Origin of the sequence: uncultured Williamsia sp. (assembly GCF_947494875.1) — a bacterium.
GTDB lineage: Bacteria > Actinomycetota > Actinomycetes > Mycobacteriales > Mycobacteriaceae > Williamsia_A.
This window is the reverse complement of record NZ_CANLWM010000005.1, coordinates 1-23,556: the sequence shown is the minus strand read 5'-3', so window position 1 is coordinate 23,556 and position 23,556 is coordinate 1. Positions and strand designations below refer to the sequence as shown.

At 71.5% G+C, this 23,556-nt stretch carries 26 protein-coding genes and 1 tRNA gene; 10 read left to right on the top strand and 17 right to left on the bottom strand.

The annotated features are described in order from the left end of the window. The first annotated feature begins 34 nt into the window (after window positions 1-34). Window positions 35-355: a putative quinol monooxygenase gene (locus Q1A98_RS12510; protein WP_299573919.1), complete on the top strand. Its 321-nt coding sequence runs from the start codon at window positions 35-37 to the stop codon at window positions 353-355. Between the two features lie 45 nt (window positions 356-400). Here Q1A98_RS12510 and Q1A98_RS12505 read toward each other — a convergent pair whose 3' ends face one another. Together Q1A98_RS12505 and Q1A98_RS12500 are read right to left on the bottom strand one after the other, a co-directional pair. Beyond that, on the bottom strand, window positions 401-1,297 hold the full coding sequence (locus Q1A98_RS12505; protein WP_299573916.1) for an alpha/beta hydrolase: 897 nt from the start codon (window positions 1,295-1,297) through the stop codon (window positions 401-403). A gap of 62 nt (window positions 1,298-1,359) precedes the next feature. Next, a tRNA-Leu gene (locus Q1A98_RS12500) sits at window positions 1,360-1,441 on the bottom strand. Window positions 1,442-1,501: 60 nt separating this feature from the next. Between Q1A98_RS12500 and Q1A98_RS12495 the strand changes: the two genes are divergently transcribed. Then, window positions 1,502-1,906 (top strand): transcriptional regulator, encoded by a 405-nt coding sequence (locus Q1A98_RS12495; RefSeq protein ID WP_299573913.1) that lies wholly within the window; start codon window positions 1,502-1,504, stop codon window positions 1,904-1,906. Window positions 1,907-1,938: 32 nt separating this feature from the next. After that, on the top strand, window positions 1,939-2,295 hold the full coding sequence (locus Q1A98_RS12490) for a DUF3817 domain-containing protein (RefSeq protein WP_299573910.1): 357 nt from the start codon (window positions 1,939-1,941) through the stop codon (window positions 2,293-2,295). A 12-nt stretch (window positions 2,296-2,307) separates the two neighbouring features. Here Q1A98_RS12490 and Q1A98_RS12485 read toward each other — a convergent pair whose 3' ends face one another. The 8 genes from Q1A98_RS12485 to clpS form a co-directional block, all read right to left on the bottom strand. After that, entirely contained in the window at window positions 2,308-2,958 is a 651-nt protein-coding gene (locus Q1A98_RS12485) for a non-canonical purine NTP pyrophosphatase (protein ID WP_299573907.1), read from the bottom strand. Further along, window positions 2,955-3,704, bottom strand: coding sequence for a ribonuclease PH (gene rph / locus Q1A98_RS12480; protein WP_299573904.1), 750 nt, complete (start codon window positions 3,702-3,704; stop codon window positions 2,955-2,957). The genes Q1A98_RS12485 and rph overlap by 4 nt, the downstream gene beginning before the upstream one ends. Window positions 3,705-3,773: 69 nt before the next feature. Beyond that, window positions 3,774-4,535 carry a cyclic nucleotide-degrading phosphodiesterase gene (locus Q1A98_RS12475; RefSeq protein ID WP_299573901.1) on the bottom strand — a complete coding sequence of 254 codons (762 nt, stop codon included), beginning with the start codon at window positions 4,533-4,535 and terminating at the stop codon, window positions 3,774-3,776. Window positions 4,536-4,604: 69 nt separating this feature from the next. After that, window positions 4,605-5,414: a glutamate racemase gene (murI, locus tag Q1A98_RS12470; RefSeq protein ID WP_299573898.1), complete on the bottom strand. Its 810-nt coding sequence runs from the start codon at window positions 5,412-5,414 to the stop codon at window positions 4,605-4,607. Then, on the bottom strand, window positions 5,411-5,971 hold the full coding sequence (locus tag Q1A98_RS12465; RefSeq protein ID WP_299574647.1) for a rhomboid family intramembrane serine protease: 561 nt from the start codon (window positions 5,969-5,971) through the stop codon (window positions 5,411-5,413). The genes murI and Q1A98_RS12465 overlap by 4 nt, the downstream gene beginning before the upstream one ends. Before the next feature lie 174 nt (window positions 5,972-6,145). Continuing rightward, window positions 6,146-7,219, bottom strand: a complete 1,074-nt coding sequence (locus Q1A98_RS12460; protein WP_299573895.1) for a P1 family peptidase — start codon at window positions 7,217-7,219, stop codon at window positions 6,146-6,148. A gap of 13 nt (window positions 7,220-7,232) precedes the next feature. Next, window positions 7,233-7,820 (bottom strand): DUF2017 domain-containing protein, encoded by a 588-nt coding sequence (locus Q1A98_RS12455; protein ID WP_299573892.1) that lies wholly within the window; start codon window positions 7,818-7,820, stop codon window positions 7,233-7,235. Window positions 7,821-7,824: 4 nt separating this feature from the next. After that, the gene (gene clpS / locus Q1A98_RS12450; RefSeq protein ID WP_299574646.1) at window positions 7,825-8,205 is read right to left on the bottom strand and encodes an ATP-dependent Clp protease adapter ClpS; all 381 of its coding nucleotides are present in this window, start codon (window positions 8,203-8,205) and stop codon (window positions 7,825-7,827) included. A gap of 38 nt (window positions 8,206-8,243) precedes the next feature. Between clpS and Q1A98_RS12445 the strand changes: the two genes are divergently transcribed. The 4 genes from Q1A98_RS12445 (at window position 8,244) to glgB (ending at window position 15,990) form a co-directional block, all read left to right on the top strand. Beyond that, window positions 8,244-9,548 (top strand): nicotinate phosphoribosyltransferase, encoded by a 1,305-nt coding sequence (locus tag Q1A98_RS12445; RefSeq protein WP_299573889.1) that lies wholly within the window; start codon window positions 8,244-8,246, stop codon window positions 9,546-9,548. Next, window positions 9,545-11,647, top strand: coding sequence for an ATP-dependent DNA helicase (locus Q1A98_RS12440; RefSeq protein WP_299573886.1), 2,103 nt, complete (start codon window positions 9,545-9,547; stop codon window positions 11,645-11,647). The genes Q1A98_RS12445 and Q1A98_RS12440 overlap by 4 nt, the downstream gene beginning before the upstream one ends. Window positions 11,648-11,758: 111 nt before the next feature. Continuing rightward, window positions 11,759-13,777 carry an alpha-1,4-glucan--maltose-1-phosphate maltosyltransferase gene (locus Q1A98_RS12435; RefSeq protein ID WP_299573883.1) on the top strand — a complete coding sequence of 673 codons (2,019 nt, stop codon included), beginning with the start codon at window positions 11,759-11,761 and terminating at the stop codon, window positions 13,775-13,777. Beyond that, window positions 13,774-15,990, top strand: a complete 2,217-nt coding sequence (glgB, locus tag Q1A98_RS12430; RefSeq protein ID WP_299573882.1) for a 1,4-alpha-glucan branching protein GlgB — start codon at window positions 13,774-13,776, stop codon at window positions 15,988-15,990. The genes Q1A98_RS12435 and glgB overlap by 4 nt, the downstream gene beginning before the upstream one ends. A gap of 28 nt (window positions 15,991-16,018) precedes the next feature. Here the strand turns inward: glgB and Q1A98_RS12425 are convergent, their stop codons facing one another. The 5 genes from Q1A98_RS12425 to Q1A98_RS12405 all read right to left on the bottom strand — a co-directional run bounded on the left by Q1A98_RS12425 (window position 16,019) and on the right by Q1A98_RS12405 (window position 20,189). Then, window positions 16,019-16,948 carry a tetratricopeptide repeat protein gene (locus tag Q1A98_RS12425; RefSeq protein ID WP_299574644.1) on the bottom strand — a complete coding sequence of 310 codons (930 nt, stop codon included), beginning with the start codon at window positions 16,946-16,948 and terminating at the stop codon, window positions 16,019-16,021. Window positions 16,949-16,998: 50 nt separating this feature from the next. After that, complete coding sequence (locus tag Q1A98_RS12420; RefSeq protein ID WP_299573880.1) at window positions 16,999-18,264, bottom strand: MFS transporter; 1,266 nt, start codon at window positions 18,262-18,264, stop codon at window positions 16,999-17,001. Further along, entirely contained in the window at window positions 18,261-18,566 is a 306-nt protein-coding gene (locus Q1A98_RS12415; protein ID WP_299573878.1) for an MTH1187 family thiamine-binding protein, read from the bottom strand. The genes Q1A98_RS12420 and Q1A98_RS12415 overlap by 4 nt, the downstream gene beginning before the upstream one ends. 11 nt (window positions 18,567-18,577) lie before the next feature. Beyond that, a complete protein-coding gene (locus Q1A98_RS12410; protein ID WP_299573876.1) occupies window positions 18,578-18,934 on the bottom strand; it encodes a DUF3817 domain-containing protein in 357 nt (118 codons plus the stop codon). Window positions 18,935-19,001: 67 nt separating this feature from the next. Continuing rightward, window positions 19,002-20,189, bottom strand: coding sequence for an acetyl-CoA C-acetyltransferase (locus tag Q1A98_RS12405; RefSeq protein WP_299573874.1), 1,188 nt, complete (start codon window positions 20,187-20,189; stop codon window positions 19,002-19,004). A gap of 106 nt (window positions 20,190-20,295) precedes the next feature. Here Q1A98_RS12405 and mce point away from each other — a divergent pair, with 106 nt between their 5' ends. Together mce and Q1A98_RS12395 are read left to right on the top strand one after the other, a co-directional pair. Further along, window positions 20,296-20,781, top strand: coding sequence for a methylmalonyl-CoA epimerase (gene mce / locus Q1A98_RS12400; protein WP_299573872.1), 486 nt, complete (start codon window positions 20,296-20,298; stop codon window positions 20,779-20,781). A gap of 54 nt (window positions 20,782-20,835) precedes the next feature. After that, window positions 20,836-21,852 (top strand): hypothetical protein, encoded by a 1,017-nt coding sequence (locus tag Q1A98_RS12395; protein WP_299573869.1) that lies wholly within the window; start codon window positions 20,836-20,838, stop codon window positions 21,850-21,852. Window positions 21,853-21,858: 6 nt separating this feature from the next. On the opposite strand, the gene Q1A98_RS12390 is transcribed toward Q1A98_RS12395, so the two are convergent. Further along, window positions 21,859-22,146, bottom strand: coding sequence for an ATP/GTP-binding protein (locus Q1A98_RS12390; RefSeq protein WP_299573867.1), 288 nt, complete (start codon window positions 22,144-22,146; stop codon window positions 21,859-21,861). 2 nt (window positions 22,147-22,148) lie between these two features. Further along, window positions 22,149-22,832 carry an endonuclease NucS gene (gene nucS / locus Q1A98_RS12385; RefSeq protein WP_299573864.1) on the bottom strand — a complete coding sequence of 228 codons (684 nt, stop codon included), beginning with the start codon at window positions 22,830-22,832 and terminating at the stop codon, window positions 22,149-22,151. Window positions 22,833-22,850: 18 nt separating this feature from the next. Between nucS and Q1A98_RS12380 the strand changes: the two genes are divergently transcribed. Further along, window positions 22,851-23,426 carry an NUDIX hydrolase gene (locus Q1A98_RS12380; RefSeq protein WP_299573861.1) on the top strand — a complete coding sequence of 192 codons (576 nt, stop codon included), beginning with the start codon at window positions 22,851-22,853 and terminating at the stop codon, window positions 23,424-23,426. Window positions 23,427-23,556: the final 130 nt, after the last annotated feature.

The window sequence follows — 23,556 nt, the reverse complement described above, 5'->3', positions numbered from 1 at the left end:
GGGAATCGTCCACCACCACCCCAGGAGAGCATCCGTGATCTTCATCGTCGTCAAGTTCCCGGTGAAGCCCGAGCACGCCGACGACTGGCCGTCGATCGTCGCCGATTTCACCGCGGGCACCCGCGCCGAGCCGGGCAACATGTTCTTCGACTGGGCACGCAGCCTCGACGACCCGAACGAGTACGTGCTCACCGAGGGTTTCGCCGACGACGGCGCCGAGGCGCACGTCAACAGCGATCACTTCACGGCCGCGGTCGCCGACCTGCCGCAGTACCTCGCCCACACGCCGAAGATCATCAGCGAGAAGATCGGCGCCGACGGCTGGGGCCCGATGGGCGAGATGCAGGTCGACTGAGTCACCCCGGGCAGGGGCACGAGACGGCCCGAGGGGCGTCCGCCGTCAGCGTCCGACGAAGTCGAGGACGAGTCGGTTGACCTCCTCGGGTCGTTCCACCTGCAGGAAGTGTCCCGCGCCCGCGACGATCTCGACGGCGCTGCCCTCAGGCAGCACGTCACGCACCCCCCGGGTGTAGCCGACCTGCATGCAACCGTCGTCGGCGCCGTGCAGGTAGAGCATCGGGACGATCGGACCCTTCAGCCAGAAGTCCTGCAGCTCGCGATAGCGCGCCTGCGGCCGACGCGGACGCACCTGCGCGCGGTAGTACCCCAGTGCGGCGCGCCGGTGGTCACGGTCGGGCAGTGCGTCGAAGACATGCGGGAGATCACCACTCGGGTCGTGCCCGGGTGACCAGTCGCGCCAGAGCCGGGGGATGAGCCTGTCGAGAGACGCCTCCGCCAGCCGCGGCACCTGGTTGTAGGCCATGTACCAACTCATCCGGGCCTGACGCGCGAGCATGCGCACCGTCTGCGCCGGCGACGCGACCGACCGGGTCATCGCGGGCACGGGCGGCACCGCCATCGACACCACCCGCCGGAACGGTGACCGCGGCCAGGCGGCGATCCCGTTCGCGGTGACGGCGCCCCAGTCGTGCCCCACGAGCACCGCCCGGTCGTCGCCCCCGAGCTCGCGGTGCACCCCGACGATGTCGTGCATGAGCGCGCCGACGTGGTAGTCGCCGTCGGCGGGGATGTCGCTCGGTGCGTAGCCGCGGGTGAACGGTGCGACGACGCGGAACCCCTGCTCGGCGAGCGCGGGTCCGAGGTGCCGCCACGACCACGCGGAGTCGGGGTACCCATGGACCAGGACCGCGAGCGGACCGTCGTCCGATCCCCAGGCGAGCGCGGCCAGCCGCAGCTCGGGCAGGGCGATGTCGATCCGGCGTGGCTCGCTGCTCATCGGGTCAGTCTAGGAAGCGGCGCGTCCGCCCGACATGCCCGGGCGGCGCGGTCCGGAACGGGTGCGCGAGAGGAGACTCGAACTCCCACGGGTTGCCCCACTGGAACCTAAATCCAGCGCGTCTGCCAGTTCCGCCACTCGCGCGTGTGCAGCGCCACCCTAACGGTCGGCCGACGAGGCGCGGCCGCGCGGTACCGTCGTCTCGTGAGCAGTCCACACCGTCGTCGACACCGGCCCGCACTCATCGTGCTGGTCGCGGTGGCGTTCGTCGCCTGCCTGGGCCTCGCGTGGTGGCAGTGGACGCGGTTCGAGTCGACCGACGGCACCGGCCAGAACCTCGGGTACGCACTGCAGTGGCCGGCGTTCGCGGCGTTCGTCGTGTACGCCTACCGGCGCTTCGTGGTGCTCGAGAGCGATCCGGAAGAGGTCGCCAAGCTCGATCCCGCCACCCGCGGCGCGACCGAGATCCGCCCCGACGTGCTCCCCCCGCGTCCCGCGCCCCGCTCGGCCGCGGACGACGTCCTCGACGACGGCGCGTCTCCCGAGGACCGCGCGCACGCGGAGTACAACCGCTATCTGTCCGATCTCGCGCGCCGCGACGCGCGGTGAGCTCGGACGTCGAGTCGAACCAGGAGTTGGGTGTGAGCAGTTCGGATCCCGTCACGACGGCCAAGCCGGTGACACAGCCGGTGTCGAAGATCCGGGGTGCACTGCTGCGCTACCGCGTGCTCGCCTGGGTCACCGGCCTGTGGTTGCTGCTGCTCGTCGTCGAGCTGATCCTCAAGTACGGGTTCAGCGTCGACTCGCTCGACTTCGTGCCGGTCGTCCACGGCTGGATCTACGTCGTGTACCTAGCCATGACCGTCGACCTCGCGATCAGGGTCCGGTGGCCGGTCGGCAAGACGGTGCTCACCCTCATCGCGGGCACCATCCCGTTCCTGTCGTTCTGGTTCGAGCACATCCGCACCCGCGAGGTACGCGCGCAGCTCGACGTCTGACCTGGCCGAGCGTCAGGATCCGGTACCGAGGTCCCGCAGGACGGCCAGGAGCTGCTCGAGGGCACGGGAGCGGTGGCTGATGGCGTCCTTCTCGGCCGGGGCCAGCTGCGCGGCGGTGCGACCGGCGACGGACCCGCCCGACATGTCGTCGTCGTCGGGGACGAAGATCGGGTCGTAGCCGAACCCGTTCTCGCCGAGCGGCTCCCGGACGATCCGACCCCGCCACTCCCCGCGAACGACGTGCTGTCCGCCCGACGGCGTCACCAGGGCGCACGCCGAGACGAACGCGGCACCGCGACGTTCGTCGGGCACGTCGGACATCTGGCCGAGCAGCAGTCGCAGGTTCGCCTCGTCGTCGCCGTGGCGCCCGGACCAGCGGGCGCTGAGCACGCCGGGCATCCCCCGCAGGGCGTCCACCTCGAGCCCCGAGTCGTCGGCGAGGCACGCGAAACCTGTTGCCGCGCAGCCGTCAACCGCCTTGACCAGGGCGTTGTCCTCGAAGGTGGCGCCGGTCTCGGGGGTCTCGGGGAAGGCGGGCACCTCGTCGAGACCGATCACCGTGACACCCTCGATGCCCTCGGAGACGACCAGACGTCGCAGCTCCGTCAGCTTCTTGGCGTTGCGACTGGCGACGAGCAGCGTCGTCGCGGCGGGACCGCTCACACGCCGGGAGCGGTCGGCAGCGGTGCGCCGAGCGCCGCACGCTGCGCCTCGAACAGTTTCTCGGTGCCGACCGCGGCCATGTCCATCATCTTGTCCAGGGTGGCGCGCGAGAACGTGGCACCCTCCCCCGTCCCCTGGATCTCGACAAGGGTGCCGGCGTCGGTCGCGACGACGTTCATGTCGACCTCGGCGCGCGAGTCCTCCTCGTAGGGCAGGTCCAGGCGTACGCGTCCGTCGACGACACCCACGCTCACCGCCGCGATGGCGCACGAGATGGGTTGCGGGTCGGCCAGCAGACCCCGGTCGTTGAGCAGTGCGACCGCGTCGACGAGTGCGACGTACGCGCCGGTGATGGCCGCGGTCCGGGTGCCCCCGTCGGCCTGCAGCACATCGCAGTCGAGGGCGATCGTGTTCTCCCCCAGCGCCGCCAGGTCGATGCAGGCACGCAGCGACCGGCCGATGAGCCGGCTGATCTCCTGCGTCCGGCCGCCGACCTTGCCCTTCACCGACTCCCGCTGCGAGCGGGTGTGCGTGGCGGCGGGCAGCATCGCGTACTCGGCGGTGAGCCACCCGAGCCCGGACCCGCGGCGCCACCGAGGGACACCCTCCTCGACGCTCGCGGTGCACATCACGCGGGTGCTGCCGAACTCGACGAGGACCGACCCCGCGGGGTGGTCGGTGAATCCACGGGTGATCCGGATGGGCCGCATCTCGTCGTCGGTGCGTCCGTCTGCTCGTCTGCTCACGCGGCCACTCTAACGACGCGACCGGCGACCGCGCGGGGCCCTCGGCACGGCGGATGCGGCAGGGCTGTCTCAGACCTCGAAGACGCGTCCCGGCTGGGCCACGTCGAGCGGTCCGTCGTACTCCGCCTTCGCCTCGGCGGCGACGTCCTCGATCGCCGTCCACGGTGGGATGTGGGTGAGCACCAACGACTTCACCCCGGCGCGCGCCGCGATCCGGCCTGCCTCCGTCCCCGACAGGTGCAGTCCGGGCGGACGCTCCTCGGGCGCATGGGTCCACGACGCCTCGCACAGGAAGAGGTCGGCGTCGCGGGCGAGGTCGACGACCGCGTCGCACTCGGCCGTGTCACCGCTGAAGGCGAACACCCGGCCGTCGGGTCCGGTGATCCGCAGGCCGTAGGTCTCCGGCGGGTGCAGCACCCGATGGGGCGTCACGGTCAGCGGGCCGATCTCGACCGACTCGCCGTCGGCCCAGTGGTGCACGTCGAAGGTGTCGGAGATGTCGTCGACCTGCCCCGCGTACTCCGACGACGCCGCCCCGATCCGGGTGCCGGTGCCGTCGGGTCCCCACAGCGCGACCTTCAGCGACGCGGGCACCGGGTGGTAGCGGCGCCACACCAGGAGGCCGGGGAGATCGAGACAGTGGTCGGCGTGCAGATGGCTGAGCATCACCGTCACGTCGTTGGGGTCGTGCACGCGTTGCAACGCACCCAGCACCCCCGGCCCGAAGTCCAGGACCACCGGTTGGTGGCCGTCGACGGTGAGCAGATACCCCGACGCCGCACTCTCGGGGCCGACGACGCTCCCCGAGCTCCCCAGGACGGTCACTCGCATGCCGTTCACTGTGCCACGTGACGCCGACCACAGCGACGAGCCCCGCGCAGCGACTCCGCGACCACGGCGTCAGATCGGCGCGACGGCACCGAGGGCCGGTCCGAGGAATCGCGCGGCGAGACGGGCGAACGAGTCGGGGTCACCGGTCGCGGTGAAGTCGCGGTGCGCCGGCCTGCCGTCGTGCGGACGCAGCGTGTCGGTCTCGGTGAGCACCCGCAGGACGTCCTTCGCGGTCTCCTCGGCGCTCGAGACCAGCGTGACCTCGTCGCCCATCGCGAGCTGGATGACCCCGGAGAGCAGCGGGTAGTGCGTGCACCCGAGGACGACGGTGTCGACGCGGGCCTGCTGCAGCGGTTCGAGGTATCCCTGCGCCAGGCCGAGGATCTGACGCCCCGAGGTGATGCCGCGTTCGACGAAGTCGACGAAGCGGGGGCACGCGACGGTCGTCAGTTCCACACCGCGGGCGGCCGCGAACGCGTCGTCGTAGGCGCGCGAGGCGATCGTCGCCGCCGTACCGATGACGCCGATCCGGCCGCTCCGGGTGGTCGCCACCGCACGACGGACCGCCGGGAGGATCACCTCGACGACCGGCACCGGGTACCGCTCCCGGGCGTCGCGCAGGCAGGCCGACGACGCGGTGTTGCACGCGATCACCATCACCTTCACGCCGCGGTCGGCGAGGTCGTCGCCGATCGCAAGCGCATGCCGACGGATCTCGGGGATCCGGAGCGGTCCGTACGGACCGTTCGCGGTGTCACCGACATAGACGATGTCCTCGTCGGGCAGTTGGTCGACGATCGCCCGCGCGACGGTCAGTCCCCCCACGCCGGAGTCGAAGATCCCGATCGGTGCGTCCTGGCGGGGATCGACGTCGGTCACCGGCGGGGCTCGAGAACCGGCGCGGACGTCGCGGCGCGGCGGCGACGATCACGTCCGGCCAACGCCCACGCGGCGACGACCCCGCCGATCGCCCCGAACAGGTGCGCCTGCCAGGAGATCTGCGGCTGACCGGGTACCACACCCCAGAGGACCGACCCGTAGACGAGGAGCAGCAGCACACCGATGCCGATCTGCGCCGGTGACCGGTTGAAGAGTCCGCGGACCAGCAGGAACGCCAGCCAGCCGAAGATGATCCCCGACGCCCCGATGGTCACCGAGGTGGCCGGGCCGAACAGGAACACGCCGATCCCGGAGAACGCCCACACCACCAGTGTCGTAATCACGAACCGGCGGGCGAGAAGCAGCAGGAAACCCAGGACCGCGGCGGGGACCGCGTTGGAGGTGAGGTGGTCGAAGCCGGCGTGCAGGAACGGCGAGGTGAGGATCCCCCACCACCGGTCGGTGTCCCGGGGATGGATGCCGTCGTCGTCGAGGCGGAAGTTCGCGGCGGCGTCGAACGCCTCGACGACGTACAGCACACCGATCACCACGGCCATGACGACGGCCGATCGGATCCACAGCGCCAGACGCGGCTCGCGGCCGGGGCCGACGCGGGGTCCCGATCCGGCGCCGAGAGGTGGGACGGCGCCCTGCGGCGCTCCGGTGGACACCATGACCTGCGCTCCTCGTGTCGGGTCACCCGAGGATACCGACGTGTCCGCGCCGACCGACTATCCGCGCAGCGCCGACGGCAGGACGTCGCGCCAGGCCGGGATGCTCGCGACGGCCGTCGCGGACAGGATCGCGTCGACGACGGCCCGCCGGGTCACGATCGCGGCCGCGGCGCCGATCCGCGCGATCGCGGGCACCGCCGGATGCATCCCCGCGGGGACGCGAGGATCCGACGGTGGGACGAGGGCTCCGGTGGCGACCGCGAAGACGGTGTCGCCGTCGAGCGGCGAGTGAGCGGGGCGGATCGCGTGGGCCATGCCGTCGTGGGCGGCCATCGCAATGCGTCGCGTCGCCGCGGGATCCAGGCGGGCGTCGGTCGCCACCACCCCGATGGTGGTGTTGAGCACGGTGGCCTTGGCCCGCAGTTCCCCGAGCGCGGCGATCTCCGCGGCCGACGGCGCGCGGAGCCCGTGGGCCGCGAGCTCGTCGGGCGCGGCGTCCCACGGCAGTCCCGTGGTCGGGTCGAGGACGTCACCGACGGGGTTGGCGACCATGATCGCCGCGACGGTGACCACCACGCCCTCGCCCAGGTCGACGGTCGTGGACGCCGTCCCCACGCCGCCCTTGAGCACCCCCGCCCGTGCACCGGCACCGGCACCGACCGAGCCCCGGTCCGTGGAATGCCCGGCCGCGGTGAACGCGGACCGACCGAGCGCGGCATCAGGGCGGTTGTGCCATCCGCCGACCGGCAGGTCGAAGATCACGGCGGCGGGAACGATCGGGACGACTCCCCCGCGGGCGTCCATGTGCAGCCCGACGCCGGAGTCCTCGAGGCCGCTCATCACGCCGTCGGCGGCGGCGAGCCCGTAGGCGCTGCCGCCGGACAAAACGATCGCGTGGGCGGTCTGCACCGAGTTCACCGGGTCGAGCAGGTCGGTCTCCCGGGTTCCCGGTCCCCCGCCGCGGACGTCGACGGCCGCGATCGACCCCGGCGGGAGTGTCAGGACGGTGACCCCGGTGGCCCACCCGGAGCCGGGCGCGTCGGGGGTGGCGACTGTGGCGTCGTCGTCGATGCGGTGCGCGTGTCCGACCGCGATACCGGCGACGTCGGTGATCGCGCCGAGTCCGGTCATCGGCGGCGCGGGGTCATCGCGACGCGCCCATCACCGCGACGACGAGCAGCTCCTGCACGACGGTCAGCCAGTGGTAGACGTCCAGATGCGCGGCCTGCGGGTCGTCGGGTGGCAGATGGTCGGGAGTCGTCTCGGTGACGCCCAACATGGCCCCGAGCGCCAGCCGCACGTCGTTGATCGCGGTCATCCACTCCTCGGCCTGGGCACGCGTCAGCGAGACGTCACCACCCCCCTGCGGCAGGGTCTCCAGCACGGTGCGCAGCGCCTGCGACTTGGCCTCGATGATGTGCGGCTCGTGGACGCTGCGCAGTGCGCCGTTGAGGTCGCCGGTGACCGCGTCGGCGGCGAGGTGTCGGTCCTGGTCGGGCCGGTGGAAGTCGGGCAGGAGTCGTCCGAGGGTGGCGTCCTCCGGGGCCGACGAGTGGCCGACGGCGATGCCCGTCATCGCGGCGAGCTCGTCGTCGGGCGCGGTCGACGCACGCTCGTCGAGCAGTTCGGTCATCGACGACACCAGCGAGGCGATCAACTCGCTCTCGTGGACGTCGAGGCGGCTCGTGATGCGCAGCGACGCACCACGTCCGCGTCGCTTCCAGTTCTGCACCGTCTCAGCTGTCGCGCTGCATCGTGGCCCAGAGACCCGCGGCGTGCAGCTTGCGCACGTCGATCTCGACCTTGTCGCGGTCGCCGCTGGAGACCACGGCCCTGCCCTCGGTGTGCACCTGCATCATCAGTTCCGCGGCACGGGTCTCGGAGTACCCGAACAGCTTCTGGAACACGTAGGTGACGTAGCGCATCAGGTTCACCGGGTCGTCCCACACGATCGTCACCCACGGGCGGTCGTCGGAGGTGTTCGCGTCGGCCGTGTCGGGGTCGGCGACCGCCGCGCCGCCCGGGGTAGATTCGTGCCGACCGTCGACCGCGACGGCACCCGACCGCCACCGCTCGAGGCGTGCCTCATCCGGTCGGTCGGTGCGTGCGTCTGCGATCGACGTCCGTCCGCGCATGGCCACAAGGGTAGGTGATGGTGAGCATCGACAACACGGCTCTGTTCACCGACCGGTACGAGCTGACGATGGTCTCCGCGGCCCTGCGGGACGGCACGGCGCACCGACCGTGCACCTTCGAGGTCTTCGCCCGACGCCTGCCGGACGGTCGCCGCTACGGGGTGGTCGCGGGCACCGGGCGTCTCGTCGACGCCCTCGCCGGTTTCCGGTTCGACGCCGACCGGCTCACCGCGCTCGAGCAGTTCCTGGACCCCGACACCCTCACCTGGCTGGACGACTACCGCTTCTCCGGCTCGATCGACGGGTACCGCGAAGGGGAGCTCTTCTTCCCGGGTTCGCCGATCCTCACCGTCCGCGGCACGTTCGCCGAGGCGGTCGTGCTCGAGACGTTGATCCTGTCGATCCTCAACCACGACAGCGCGATCGCGTCCGCCGGTGCGCGCATGGTCAGCGCGGCCGCGGGGCGGCCGATCATCGAGATGGGCTCCCGACGAACCCACGAGGCGGCGGCCGTCGCCGCGGCCCGCGCCGCGTATCTCGCCGGGATGGCCTCGACGTCGAATCTCGAGGCGACGCGTCGCTACGGCGTGCCGGGGGCGGGGACCAGCGCGCACTCCTTCACCCTGGCCCACACCGGTCCCGACGGCCCCGACGAGCGGGCGGCGTTCGCCGCGCAGGTCGACGCGCTCGGCGTCGGCACCACCCTGCTCGTCGACACCTACGACATCACCCGCGGAGTCGCCACGGCGGTGGAGGTGGCCGGCCGCCGCCTCGGAGGCGTCCGCATCGACAGTGGTGACCTCGGTGTGCTGGCTCGGCAGGTCCGCGCCCAGCTCGACGACCTCGGTGCCACCGACACCCGGATCGTCGTCTCCGGTGACCTCGACGAGTACGGCATCGCCGCGCTGCGCGCGGAGCCCGTCGACGCCTACGGGGTGGGCACACAGCTCGTCACCGGCAGCGGCGCGCCGACCGCGGGGATGGTCTACAAGCTCGTCGAGGTCGACGGCATCGGCGTGGCCAAGCGCGCAAGCCACAAGGAGTCGCGTGGCGGACGCAAGGCCGCGGTCCGCACCGCCCGCGAGACAGGGACGATCGTCGAGGAGATCGTGTACGCCGCCGACACCGAACCGCCGGCGACCCCCGGCCTGTCGGTGCGGCCGCTGCAGATCCCGCTCGTGCGCGGCGGCGAGCCCGTGGCCGACCTGCCCACCCTCGAACAGGCCCGCGCCCACCTCGCAGACGCCCTCGTCAGCCTCCCGTGGGAGGGGCTCGGTCTGTCCTCGGGTGACCCGGCCGTCCCGACTCGCTTCGTCCTCCCGTGACCACGATCCCCGGCGTCGGCGACCTCCTCGCCGACGCCGTCACCGCGCTCGGCGGCACCCGCCGCGACGGCCAGCTCGCGATGGCGTCGGCGGTGGCGAACGCCATCGACACCGGCGAACACCTCGCGGTGCAGGCCGGCACCGGCACCGGCAAGTCGCTGGCCTATCTCGTCCCGGCGATCCGCCACGCGGTCGAGTCGGGCTCGACCGTGGTGGTCTCCACCGCGACGATCGCCCTGCAGCGCCAACTCGTCGACCGTGACCTCCCCCGCCTCGCGAAAGCCCTCGCGAAGCCGCTCGGTCGCGAGCCGGTGTTCGCCATCCTCAAGGGCCGCGCGAACTACGTGTGCCTGAACAAGATCCACTCCGGCGAGGCGCAGGAGGAGACCGGCGAGCTCTTCGACCCGTTCACCTCCTCGCGCGTCGGACGCGAGGTGGTCCGCCTGCGCGAGTGGGTCAGCGACACCGAGACCGGTGACCGCGACGACCTGCCGACCGCGGTCATCGACCGCTCCTGGCGTCAGGTGAGCGTGTCGGCCCGCGAGTGCCTCGGCGCCTCGTCGTGCACCTACGGCGCCGACTGCTTCGCCGAGAAGGCCCGCGGCCGCGCCGGCCACGCCGACGTCGTCGTCACCAACCACGCGATGCTCGCGATCGACGCGATCAGCGGCTTCAACGTCCTGCCCGAGCACGACGTCGTCATCGTCGACGAGGCCCACGAACTCGTCGACCGGATCACCTCGGTCGCGACCGCCGAGATGGCCCCGGCGACCCTGGGGATGCTGGCGCGCCGCTGCGGCAAGCTCGTCGACGACGAGATCGCCGACGACGTCGCCGGTGCCGGCGAGGTCCTGGCGCGCCTGCTCGACGAGACCACCCCCGGACGGTGGACGCGGCTGCCCGACGGCGCTGCCGCGGTGTTCGCGGCCGTCCGCGACCGTCTCTGGCGCGCACGGTCGGCGATCGGCCCGCCCCAGGCCGGCACCGACTCGACCGACGCCGCCGCGCGCTCGGCCGCGATCACCGGCCTCGACGAGGCCCACGACACCGCGGTGCGCATCCTCGGCGCATTCGACGAGCCCGACGAGTCCCGTCGCCGCGACGTGGTGTGGGTCGACGAGGACAGCACGAAGGACGACCGTCGTCGGGTGCTGCGGGTGGCGCCGCTGTCGGTCGGCGGTCTGTTGCGCTCGTCGCTCTTCGCCGACGCGACCGTGGTGCTGACCTCCGCCACGCTCACGATCGGGGGCAACTTCGACGCACTCGCCGCGACGTGGGGGCTGCCGATCGCCGGGCGCAGCGCCGGCGAGACCGTTCCACCGCAGGCCGCGACATCCGGTCCCGCGGGGACCGACGAGTCGGTGTACGCACTGTCCGACCTCACCGCGTCGGGCAAGACGGTCCCGTCGGACGGGGCGTCGGTCCGCTGGACCGGGCTCGACGTGGGTTCGCCGTTCGACCACGCACGCTCGGGGATCCTCTACGTCGCCACCCATCTCGAGCCGCCCGGGCGGTCGGGGATGTCGTCGTCGACGCTCGACGAGATGGTCGCGCTCATCGAGGCGGCCGGCGGACGCACGCTGGGTCTGTTCTCGTCCACCCGCGGCGCGAAGGAGGCGGCGGCCGCCGTCCGGGAGCGGGTGTCGCTGCCCGTGCTGTGTCAGGGCGACGCGCCCACCGGGCAGCTGGTGCAGCGCTTCGCCGACGACGAGGCGACCTGTCTGTTCGGCACCCTGTCGCTGTGGCAGGGCGTGGACGTGCCCGGCCCGTCGCTGTCGCTGGTGCTCATCGACCGCATCCCCTTCCCCCGCCCCGACGACCCGCTGCTCGTGGCGCGTCAGGGTGCCGTCGCGGCGCGAGGCGGCAACGGCTTCCTCGCGGTGGCCGCGCACCACGCCGCCCTGCTGCTCGCGCAGGGGACGGGACGGTTGCTGCGCAGCACCGGGGACCGCGGCGTCATCGCGGTGCTCGACCCGCGGCTGGCCACGGCCCGCTACGGCGGTTTCCTGCGTGCCTCGCTGCCGCCGTACTGGCAGACCACCGACCCGGCCGTGGTCCGTGCCGCCCTGTCCCGCCTCGGCGACCGCTCGTCCGTCTGAGGCTCCTCCGCCCGGGCGTCCCCACTCACCGGGCCGATCCCCTACGGTTGACCCGAGAGCAGGTGTGCGGGTCCCCGCGCACCCCTCGACGGCAGAGAGGCGGACGCCCGCGTGATCGGACGAATCGGCATCGACGACGTCGCCCCGGTGATCACCTGCGGGCAGTTCGCCGCGAAAGCCGTTGTGGGCGAGTTCGTCCCGGTGAGCGCGACAGTCTGGCGCGAGGGTCACGACGCCGTCGCCGCCACCCTGCACGTCGACGGTCCCGGGCGCGCGTCGGCGATCGAGACGACGATGGTGCGCGCCCACGAACCCGACACCTGGAACGCCGGTTTCGTCCCCACCGCGGTGGGGTACTGGACCTTCCGGATCGACGCCTGGAGCGATCCGTACGCGACCTGGCACCACGCGGTCACCGCGAAGCTCGACGCGGGTCAGGACGCGGCCGAGCTGGCCAACGACCTCGAGATCGGCGCGCGCCTGCTCACCCGGGCCGCCGACGGCGTGCCCCCGTCGGACCGGCGGCTGCTCGACGACGCCGCGGCGACGCTGCGTGAGGACCGCGACCTCGCGGTCCGCGTCCGCCCCGCCCTCTCGCCGGAGGTCGCCGCGCTGCTGCACGAGCACCCCGTGCGCGACCTGGTAACCAAGAGTCGCGCCCACCGCGTCTGGGTGGACCGGCCGCGCGCGCTGTTCGGGTCCTGGTACGAGATGTTCCCGCGGTCGACCGGCGGGTGGGACGACGACGGCCGACCGGTCCACGGGACGTTCCTCACCGCTGCCGCCGACCTCCCGCGCATCGCCGACATGGGCTTCGACGTGGTGTACCTCCCGCCGATCCACCCGATCGGGATCATGAACCGCAAGGGCCCGAACAACACGCTGACGCCCGCACCGACCGATCCGGGTTCGCCGTGGGCGATCGGGTCCGCCGAGGGCGGACACGACGCGATCCACCCCGAGTTGGGCACCCTCGAGGACTTCCGCTGGTTCCTGTCGCGGGCGCGTGAGCTCGACATGGAGGTCGCCATCGACCTCGCCCTGCAGTGCGCCCCCGACCACCCCTGGGCGACCGAGCACCCCGAGTGGTTCACGGTCCTGCCCGACGGCACCATCGCGTTCGCCGAGAACCCGCCCAAGAAGTACCAGGACATCTACCCGCTGAACTTCGACAACGACCGTGCCGGCATCTACCGGGCGGTGCTCGCCGTCGTCCTGCACTGGGTGTCGGTGGGGGTCAAGATCTTCCGGGTCGACAACCCGCACACCAAGCCACCGGACCTCTGGGAGTGGCTCATCGCGGAGGTGAAGAAGCGCGACCGCGACGTGCTGTTCCTGTCGGAGGCCTTCACCCGTCCGGCGCGGCTGTACGGGCTCGCCAAGCTCGGGTTCACCCAGAGCTACACCTACTTCACGTGGCGCACCGCGAAGTGGGAGCTCACCGAGTTCGGGACCGAGATCGCCGAGCACGCCGACGAGGCGCGTCCCAACCTCTTCGTCAACACCCCCGACATCCTGCACGAGAGCCTGCAGACCGGCGGCCCGGGCATGTTCGCGCTGCGCGCGGCGCTCGCCGCGACGATGGCGCCGACGTGGGGCGTGTACTCGGGCTACGAGCTGTTCGAGTCGCAGCCCGTCCGCGAGGGCAGCGAGGAGTACCTGGACTCGGAGAAGTACGAGCTGCGTCCCCGCGACCACAAGGCCGCGGCGTCCCGCGGCGACTCGCTCGAACCGTGGCTGACCGCACTCAACGCGATCCGACGGCGCCATCCCGCGCTGCAGCAGTTGCGGCAGATCACCTTCCACCACGTCGACAACGACGCGATCATCGCCTACTCGAAGATCGACCCGGTCACCGGCGACCGGGTGGTCGTCGTGGTGAACCTCAACCCGTTCGGGGCGGAGGAGTCGACGCTGTGGCTCGACATGCCGGCCATCGGTCAGGACTGGAACGACCGCTTCTCCGGCGTCGACGAGGTGACCGGCGAGCACTTCCACTGGGGGCAGGCGAATTACGTGCGCCTCGAGCCGTGGCGTGCGGTCGCGCACATCGTCGCGCTGCCGCCGGTCGACCCCGCGACGGCGACCCGCCTGGCGTACCGACTGCCGTCCGAGGAGGCAACCGGATGAGCACCACCGACACCACGAACGAACCCGACCCGCGGGTGCCCGGCGCCGACCTGCACCTGCTGCGGACGGCCACCCACCACGATCCGCACTCGGTCCTCGGCGCGCACCCGGTCCCCGGCGGAACGGTGCTGCGCACGCTGCGCCCCGACGCGGTCTCGGTCACGGCCGTCATCGGCGGGGTCGACCACCCCCTCACCGAGCAGTCCGACGGCGTCTTCGTCGGTGCCGTCGACATCGAGGACCTGATCGACTACCGCTACCGCGTCGCGTACCCCGACGGTTCCGGCGGGACCACCGAGTACGTCGTCGCCGACGGCTACCGGTTCCTGCCGACGCTCGGCGAACTCGACCTGCACCTGTTCGCCGAGGGGCGCCACGAGCGGCTGTGGGACATCCTCGGCGCCCACCTCCGGGGTTTCGACACCCCCGACGGGCGGGTCTCCGGAACCTCCTTCTCGGTGTGGGCGCCGGATGCGGTGGGCGTCACCGTCATCGGGTCCTTCGACGGGTGGACCGGCCGCACGGCGCCGATGCGGTCGCTCGGCTCGAGCGGCGTGTGGGAGGTCTTCGTCCCCGACGTCGGCGTCGGCACGCGGTACAAGTTCCGCATCACCGGTCGCGACGGCGGGGTCCGCGAGAAGGCCGACCCCATGGCGCGCCGGACCGAGGTGCCACCGGCCACCGCGTCCGTCGTCGACGACTCGACCCACACGTGGTCCGACGACGAGTGGATCACCCGCCGCGCGGTCGGCGTGCCGACCGACGAACCCATGAGCGTCTACGAGGTGCACCTCGGCTCGTGGCGGACCGGCCTCGACTACACCCAGCTCGCGCAGGAACTCGGCGACTACGTCACCGGGATGGGGTACACCCACGTCGAATTTCTCCCCGTCGCCGAGCACCCCTTCGGCGGTTCCTGGGGGTACCAGGTGACGTCGTACTACGCGCCGACGTCGCGGTTCGGCACCCCCGACGACTTCCGCGCCTTCGTCGACGCGCTGCACGCCCGCGACATCGGCGTCATCGTCGACTGGGTCCCCGCACACTTCCCCAAGGACGAATGGGCACTGGCCCGCTTCGACGGCACCCCGCTCTACGAGCACGCCGACCCCCGTCGCGGCGAGCAACTCGACTGGGGCACCTACGTGTTCGACTTCGGACGCAACGAGGTGCGGAACTTCCTCGTCGCCAACGCGCTGTTCTGGTTCGACGAGTTCCACATCGACGGCCTGCGCGTCGACGCCGTCGCGTCGATGCTCTACCTCGACTACTCCCGACCCGATGGCGGGTGGACGCCCAACGTGCACGGCGGTCGGGAGAACCTCGAGGCGGTGCAGTTCCTGCAGGAGATGAACGCGACTGTCCACAAGACCTTCCCCGGGGTGGTCACCGCCGCCGAGGAGTCGACGTCATGGCCGGGCGTCACCCGTGACACCGCGCTCGGCGGACTGGGTTTCACGATGAAGTGGAACATGGGATGGATGCACGACACGCTCGGCTACCTCGGCCGGGACCAGGTGCACCGCAGTCATCACCACCACGAGATCACGTTCTCGCTGATGTACGCGTGGAGCGAGAACTTCATCCTCCCCATCAGCCACGACGAGGTCGTGCACGGCAAGGGCACGCTGTGGTCGCGGATGCCCGGTGACGCCCGCACCAAGGCGGCCGGCGTGCGGGTGGCGCTGGCGTACATGTGGGCGCACCCGGGGAAGCAGTTGCTGTTCATGGGCCAGGATTTCGGCCAGACCGCCGAGTGGTCGGAGGAACGGTCCCTCGACTGGCACCAGCGCACCGGCTGGGAGGGCGAACTGCACGCCGGGATCGCCTCGCTCGTCGCCGACCTGAACGCCGTCTACCGCCGCACGCCTGCGCTGTACAGCCAGGACACGACACCCAACGGCTACTCGTGGATCGACGCCAACGACACCGCGGGCAACATCATCAGCTTCCTGCGGTTCGGCAGCGACGGCAGCGTGCTGGCGGCGGTGTTCAACTTCTCCGGCACCACCCGCACCGACTACCGCATCGGGCTGCCGCAGGCCGGTGTGTGGCGCGAGGTCCTCAACACCGACGCGCCGCACTACAGCGGATCGGGCGAGGGGAACCTGGGGTCCGTCACGGCGACCGCGGAGTCATGGCACGGACGTCCCGCATCGGCCCGGATGACGTTGCCCGCCAACGGCGCGGTCTGGGTCGTCCCCGAGGACTGACCCGCCGACCGGCTCGCCGGGCGTGCCCTCAGAAGAGTGCGCTGGCGAGCTTGCGACGCGCGGCGACGACGAACGTCTCCGCGGGGTCGAACAGCTCGAACAGTGACAGCAGTCGCTCGCGTGCGCGTGCCCGGTCGTCGCCCGCGGTCACCCGGACGACCTCGATGATCCGGTCGAAGGCGGCCTCGGGCTGTTGATTCAGCAGCAGCACGTCGGCTGCGGCGAGCGCGGCGTCGACGTCACCGGGGGCCGCGGCGTCGACCACGGCGGGGTCGTGGGCTCGGGCCCGGACGACGAACTCGATGTTGCGCGCCGCCGAGGCGGCCTCGAGGTTCGACGGATCCTCCTGCGCGAGTGCGCGATAGGCCTCGAGCGCACCGTCGAAGTCGCCCTCGTCGAGCAGGGCTCCGGCGGCCTCCATGCGCGGGTCGCCCGGCTCCTCCACCGGCGCCTCGGCCGTGGTCGGCAGCCCGGTCAGCCGGTCACCGACCTTGCCGAGGATCTCGTCGATCCACGCCGAGATCTGCGCTTCGGGCTGCACGCCCTGGAACGCGGACACGGGCTGGCCGGCGGCGATGGCGACGACGGTCGGGATCGACTGCACGCCGAACGCCTGCGCGATGCGCGGGTTGGCGTCGACGTCGACGGTCGCGAGGATCCATCTGCCGTCGGCCTGCTGGGCGAGGCGTTCGAGGATCGGCGAGAGCTGCTTGCAGGGACCGCACCACGTCGCCCACAGGTCGACGAGGACGAGCACCTGGTCGGACCGGGCAATCACCTCGGACTCGAAGGTCGCCTCGGTGATCTCGACGATCGGCGGCACGGCAGCGGTGCCGTCCGCGGCACCCGCATCCTGCCCTGAGGGAGGGGCGGCGGGAGGTCGCTGCGGTGCCGCGGCGCGCGAGCGTTCGGCGTCGGCGCGTTCCTTGAGACCGGAGAGGTCGACAGCCCCGGACATCGCTGCGGCGCGGGCGAGCGCGCCTGCCTGCGCGCGGTTCTGAGGTCGGCTCACACGTCCAGTCTGGCACGGACGCCCGAGGGTTCACCACGCCGCAGGGCGCCCCGGGCTCCGGCCGCCCGGACCACCCCCGCGGTCGCACAGCCGAATGCCATCGCCGCCACCGCGACCCACAGCGCGGTGCCCAGGGTGGTCGCACGGCTGATGAACCCGACGACGGCCGGACCGGCCAACATCCCGAGATAGCCGCACCCCACCACCGTCGAGATGACCCGGCCGCTGGGCTGTGTCGTCACGTTGCCCGCCGCGGTGAACAGCTGCGGCACGCCGCCGGCGACCCCGATCCCGAAGACGGCCCACCCGAGGATCCCGACGACCGGTGTCGGCGCCGAGATCACGACGACCATGCCCACCGCAGCCGTCGCCGCACCGCCGCGCACCACCGCGACCGGTCCGAGACGGGCGGTGACGCGGTCGGCGAGGAATCGGCCGACGAGCATCGTCGCGCTGAACGCCCCGAACGCCAGTGCCCCGACGCCGTCGCCGACCCCGAAACGTTCCGTCGTGTGCAGTGCGCTCCAGTCGTACGCGGTGCCCTCGGCGAGCATCAGGGCGAACGCCACCGCGGCCATCAGCACGATCCGTCCCCGGATCCCGATCGGGAACCGGGACCCCTCGTCGTGCTGCTGCGTGACGTCGTCGGAGCGGTGCGGTCCCCGTGTCAACGACGGGCGGATGACGACGACACCGGCCACCGAGGCGACGACCACCACCGCGACGGTCAGGACGACGGGCACGTCGAGGAACAACCCGCCCGCCACGATCCCCGACCCGACCAGGCCACCGAGCGAGAAGAAGCCGTGGAACGACGACATCACCGGCCGCCCCCGGTCCTGCTCCACCACCACGGCGTGAGCGTTCATGCCGACGTCGATGGCGCCGTTCGCGACACCGAACAGAGCGAGGGCGAGACCGAGTTGCCACGCCGTGGTCGCCAGCACGGGCAGCAGCGCCGCGACCGCCAGGGTCGTCGCCGCGACCAGGATCACCCCGCGCGACCCCCGTCGGTCGATGATCGGCCCGCACACCTGCATCCCGAGGAAGGCGCACCCGCCGAGCAACAACAGCAGGACCCCGAGGGTCCCGTGGTCGACGCCGGTGGCGTCGGAGATGACGGGGATGTGCGCGACCCACATCGCGGCGAGCAACCCGTTGACGAAGAAGACGGTCGAGACGGCCCGGCGTCGCGCCCTCCACGAGACGGGTGACGCCGCGGTCGCGCGATGGCCCGCCCGGCCCGCGGCCGGCGGCGTCACGCGAGGTGCTCGTCGACCCTGCGGACCTTCGCCGTCATCTGGTCGTCGTGACCCGGACGGATGTCGGCCTTGAGGACCAGCGAGACGCGGGGCGCGAGGGCGAGGACGGCGTCGGTGGCGTCCTTGACCACGGCCATCACCTCGTCCCACTCCCCCTCGAGGTAGGTGAACATCGACGTCGTCTGGTGGGTGACACCGGACTCACGGACGACGCGGACCGCCTCGGCCACGGCGGCGCTCATGCTGCCGTCGTCGGCGACGGCGGTCCCACCGGACGGGGCGAGGCTGAAGGCGACGATCACCGGACCACTCCTCACACGGATGCGGCGCGCTTGGCAACGGCGCCGCGGTCGCCGTCGCGCTCGAGGCGCCCGGTCCGCTGCGCCCAGATCTCGAAGACGAGCGTGCCGAAGGGCGGGATGCTGGAGAACAACGCCCACAGGGTGGTCGGCATCGTCCACCGGAGCACTCGCGCGGTCACGATCGAGACGACCACGAAGACGACGAAGATGATCCCGTGCACCATGCCCGGCACGGCGACGGCCTCGGTGTGTCCCTCCACCCACTTGAAGTACATCGCGATCAGCAGGGCCAACCAGGAGATGGCTTCGAGGATCGCCACGACACGGAAGACGCGGGCGACGGTGCGGGGGTTGAGGACAGAGCTCATGGACACCATTGTGCCCGACGCGCGTGACCTCTACTACCACAGGTAGTAGAGGTCACGCCGGCGGTCGTCAGGACCGGGAGGGAACGGTCAGGATCAGCGCGTCACCCTGACCACCGGCACCGCACAGCGCGGCCGCGCCGGTGCCGCCACCACGGCGCTGCAGCTCCAGTGCCAGGTGCAGTGCGATGCGGGCGCCCGAGATGCCGATGGGGTGCCCGATGGCGATCGCGCCGCCGTTGACGTTGACCTTCTCCGGGTCGATGCCGAGCTGCTGGGTGGAGGCCAGCCCGACAGCGGCGAACGCCTCGTTGATCTCCACGAGATCGAGGTCCGCCGGGGTGATGCCCGCACGCGCGCACGCCTTCTCGATGGCGTTGGCCGGCTGCGCCTGCAGCGACGAGTCGGGGCCGGCGACGACGCCGTGCGCGCCGATCTCTGCGAGCCAGGTCAACCCGAGCTCGGTCGCCTTCTCCTTGCTCATCACGACCACGGCGGCGGCACCGTCGGAGATCTGCGACGAGTTGCCCGCGGTGATGGTGCCGTCCTTGCGGAATGCCGGACGCAGACGGGCGAGGGTGTCCGCGGTCGTGTCCGCACGGATGCCCTCGTCCTCGGTCACCTCGACGGGATCGCCCTTGCGCTGCGGGATGCTCACGGGGACCACCTCGTCGGCGAAGACGCCGTTCTTCCAGGCCGCGGCCGCGCGCTGATGGGACTGTGCGGCGAACTCGTCCTGCTGCTCACGGGTGAAGGTGATGACGTCGTTGGTCTGCTCGGTGAGCGCGCCCATCGGCTGGTCGGTGAACGGGTCGAAGAGGCCGTCGAAGGCCATGTGGTCGACCAGTTCGGTGGATCCGTACTTGAACCCGCCCCGGCTGCCCGGCAGCAGGTGCGGCGCCTGCGACATCGACTCCTGGCCACCGGCGACGATGCAGTCGAACTCGCCGGCGCGGATGAGCTGGTCGGCGAGGGCGATGGCGTCGATGCCCGAGAGGCACATCTTGTTGATCGTGAGTGCGGCGACGTCCCAGCCGATCCCGGCCTTGATGGCTGTCTGTCGCGCGGGCATCTGACCCACACCGGCGGTGAGGACCTGGCCCATGATCACGTACTCGACGGCCGACGCCGGGACGCCCGCCTTGTCCAGGGCGCCGCGGATGGCGGTCGCGCCGAGGTCGACGGCGCTGGTGTCCTTGAAGGCGCCCATCAGGCGACCGACGGGGGTGCGCGCTCCGGCGACGATGACCGACGACATTGAGGACCTCTTCGTTCTGGGTTCGGGGATGCTGCGCGACCGGTGATCGGGCGGCGGGTACGGCCCGACCCGAGCGATCGCTCGGTGCCAAGGGTACCGTCACAGCATGTCGACCAGTGCATCCACTCCCACCTCTGTCGCGACGGCCGACCTCGGGGAACTCGTGACCGCGATCGACCATGTCGGGATCGCCGTCGCCGACCTCGACGCCGCGAAGGCCTGGTACTCCGACACTCTCGGTTTCGTCTGCCTGCACCAGGAGACGAACACCGAGCAGGGTGTCATCGAGGCGATGGTCGGACCCGCCGACGCCGGCGCGACCCGCGCGGCCCAGATCCAGCTGCTGGCCCCCCTCGACGAGTCGTCGACGATCGCGAAGTTCCTCGACCGCAACGGTCCCGGACTGCAGCAGCTCGCGGTCCGCGTCACCGACGTCGACGAGGTCGTCCGTCGGCTCACCGAGAAGGGCCTCCGCGTCCTCTACCCCGAGCCCCGGCGCGGTACCGCCGGCTCCCGCATCAATTTCGTGCACCCGAAGGACGCGGGCGGGGTGCTGTTGGAGCTGGTGGAACCGCCCGCCGACGTGCACTGATCCCTGCGCGGCGGACCTGCTGCGGCCCCGACGGCGGCAAGTAAGCTACGCGGCATGCCGGAACACGATCAGGGCTCATCGCACGGACTCCCGTTCGCCATCGCCATGCGCGGCTACGACCGTGACCAGGTCGCGGAGTTCTTCGCCCGGTCCGACGCGGAGCTCAGGGTCATCGCCGCGGACCGCGACGCCGCGGCCGCCAATGCCCGCGAGCTCGCCGAGCACCTCGACGACGCACGCGACGAGATCGAACAGCTCCGTCGCGAGGTGGACTCCTTGTCCGTGCCGGTGACCACCGCGCAGGGCATGAGCGATCGCATCTCGCGGATGCTCCAGCTCGCGGCCGACGAGGCGTCGGAGATGCGCGCGAACGCCCAGTCCGAGTCCGCGGAGATCCTGTCGGTCGCGCGACAGGAGGCCGCACAGTTGCGGGAGGACGCGTCCGAGGAGGCGAACTCGCAGCTCGCCGCGGCCAAGGTCGAGTCCCAGCGACTGCGCGGCGAGGCGGCCCGGTTGGAGGAGGCCGCCCGCACGGCGCACGACGAGAACGAGCGGTTCGTCGCCGACCGCACCGCGGCGATGGAGTCCGAGCACGCGGCGGCGATGGCCGCGGCGAAGCAGGAGGCAGAGCGGATCGTCGCGAACGCCCGGGCCGAGGCCGCGGAGCTCGACGCCCAGGCGCACCGCGATCGTGAGCGGACGCAGGAGGACTTCGACGTCACGATGGCCGCCCGCCGCGACAAGGCCGTCCAGGCGGTCAAGGAGCTCGAGTTGTCCTCGGAGGCCACCGCTCGCGAACTCGTCGACAACGCCCGGGCCGAGTCCGAGCGTCTGCTGGCACGGTCGCACTCGCTGGCCACCGAGCGGGTCACCCGCTCGGCCGAGCTCGTCCAGAGTGCACGTCAGCTCCGCAGTCGGATGCTCGCGCAGCTCTCGGAGGTGCGATCGCAGCTCGACGAGCTGCCGCGCCTGCTGGCGGAGCTCGACGGCGAGGAGGACCTCGTCGAACTCGACAGCACCGATCTGCTGAACAAGGGGTTGTCGGAGGACGCCCAGATCACCCGGTCCTGAACCGTCTCAGCGGCGGTACCCGGTCCGCGCGCCCCGTCCGCGCCAGCATCCCGTGTGCCAGTGGCGACGGTCGTCGCCGTCACGGTCGTCGACCGGCCACGCGACGACGTGTGCCGTGCCGGGAGCGATGACCTGATTGCAGCCCGGGCACCGGTAGGGCTTCGTCGCCCGGTCGCCGGAGATGGTGCGGACGTGGTGATCACGCTCGAGCCCGTCGGGACCACGCTCGGTCCGCGCCATCCCGCCGGACACCCCGCGTGCGGTCGCGGGCGGACGACGGTTGCGGCGAGGCATGGTCAGAACAACCGGAACTCGGTGCTCTCGATGCCCCGCAGGGCGTCGTAGTCGACGGTGACACAGCGGATACCGCGGTCCTCGGCCAGCGTCCGCGCCTGCGGCTTGATGATCTGGGCGGCGAACACTCCGTGCACCGGGGCGAGGGTCGCGTCCCTGTTCAGCAGCTCGAGGTACCGGGTGAGCTGTTCGACACCGTCGATCTCCCCGCGCCGCTTCACCTCGACGGCGACGGTGCCGCCGGCCGGGTCCCGACACAACAGGTCGACGGGCCCGATCGCCGTCATGTACTCCCGCCGCACCAGGGTGTAGCCGGGACCGAAGGTCTCGACGTGTTCGGCCAACAGCTCCTGCAGGTGCGCCTCGACCCCGTCCTTGACCAGACCGGGATCCACACCGAGCTCGTGCGCGGAGTCGTGCTCGACCTCGCCGAGCAGGATGCGCAGCTCCTCACCCGCCTTGTTGGTGACGACCCACAGAGCCGACGCATCGCTGTCCTCGGGCGCGGGATGCTCGACGAGCCGGCAGGGCGGGCTCATCCAGTTGAGGGGCTTGTACGCGCGGTCGTCGGCGTGGACGCTCACCGACCCGTCGTTCTTGATGAGCAGGAGACGCTTCGCCCGGGGGAGGTGGGCGGTCAGCCGTCCCACGTAGTCGACCTGACATTCCGCGATCACCAAGCGCACGGGTGTCACCCTAGTGGCGTGACACCGACGCCCCGCCGCGACACCCGCCCCGCCGACGTCCAGCGGATCGACGGCCGCGAGACCTATCGCAACGACTGGATGTCGGTCACCGAGGACGTGGTGCGCCGCAGCGACGGGAGCAGGGGCATCTACGGTGTCGTGCACCGCGCGCCGGGCGTCGTGGTCATCGCGCGGCGCGTGGTCGACGACGTCGAGGAGTTCTGTGTCGTGGAGCAATACCGCTACCCCGTCGGCGCACGGCGCTGGGAGTTCCCCGCCGGCACCGCGGACGCGGTGGACACCGACCCAGTCGGTGCGGCGCGACGTGAGCTGCGGGAGGAGACAGGACTCGCCGCGTCGACGCTGCGACTGTTGGCGGTCCTCGACGTGGCTCCGGGATTCACCGCCCAACAGACCACGATCGTCCTCGCCGAGGATCTCGCCGATGGAGAGCATCATCGAGACAGCACGGAGAGCGACATGACATGGACCTGGTGGACCCGCGACGAAGTCGTCTCGGCGATCGTCGGCGGGCGCATCGTGGACGCGCAATCCATTGCCGGCTGGGCCGTGTTGCTGTCCCACGCTGAATGAGAGGAAAAGAGACGAAAAAGCACGATGCCCCCGCCGTGAGGCGGGGGCATCGTGGGATGTTGTGTTCGGCGGTGTCCTACTCTCCCACACTGGTTAGGGTGCAGTACCATCGGCGCTGGAGGGCTTAGCT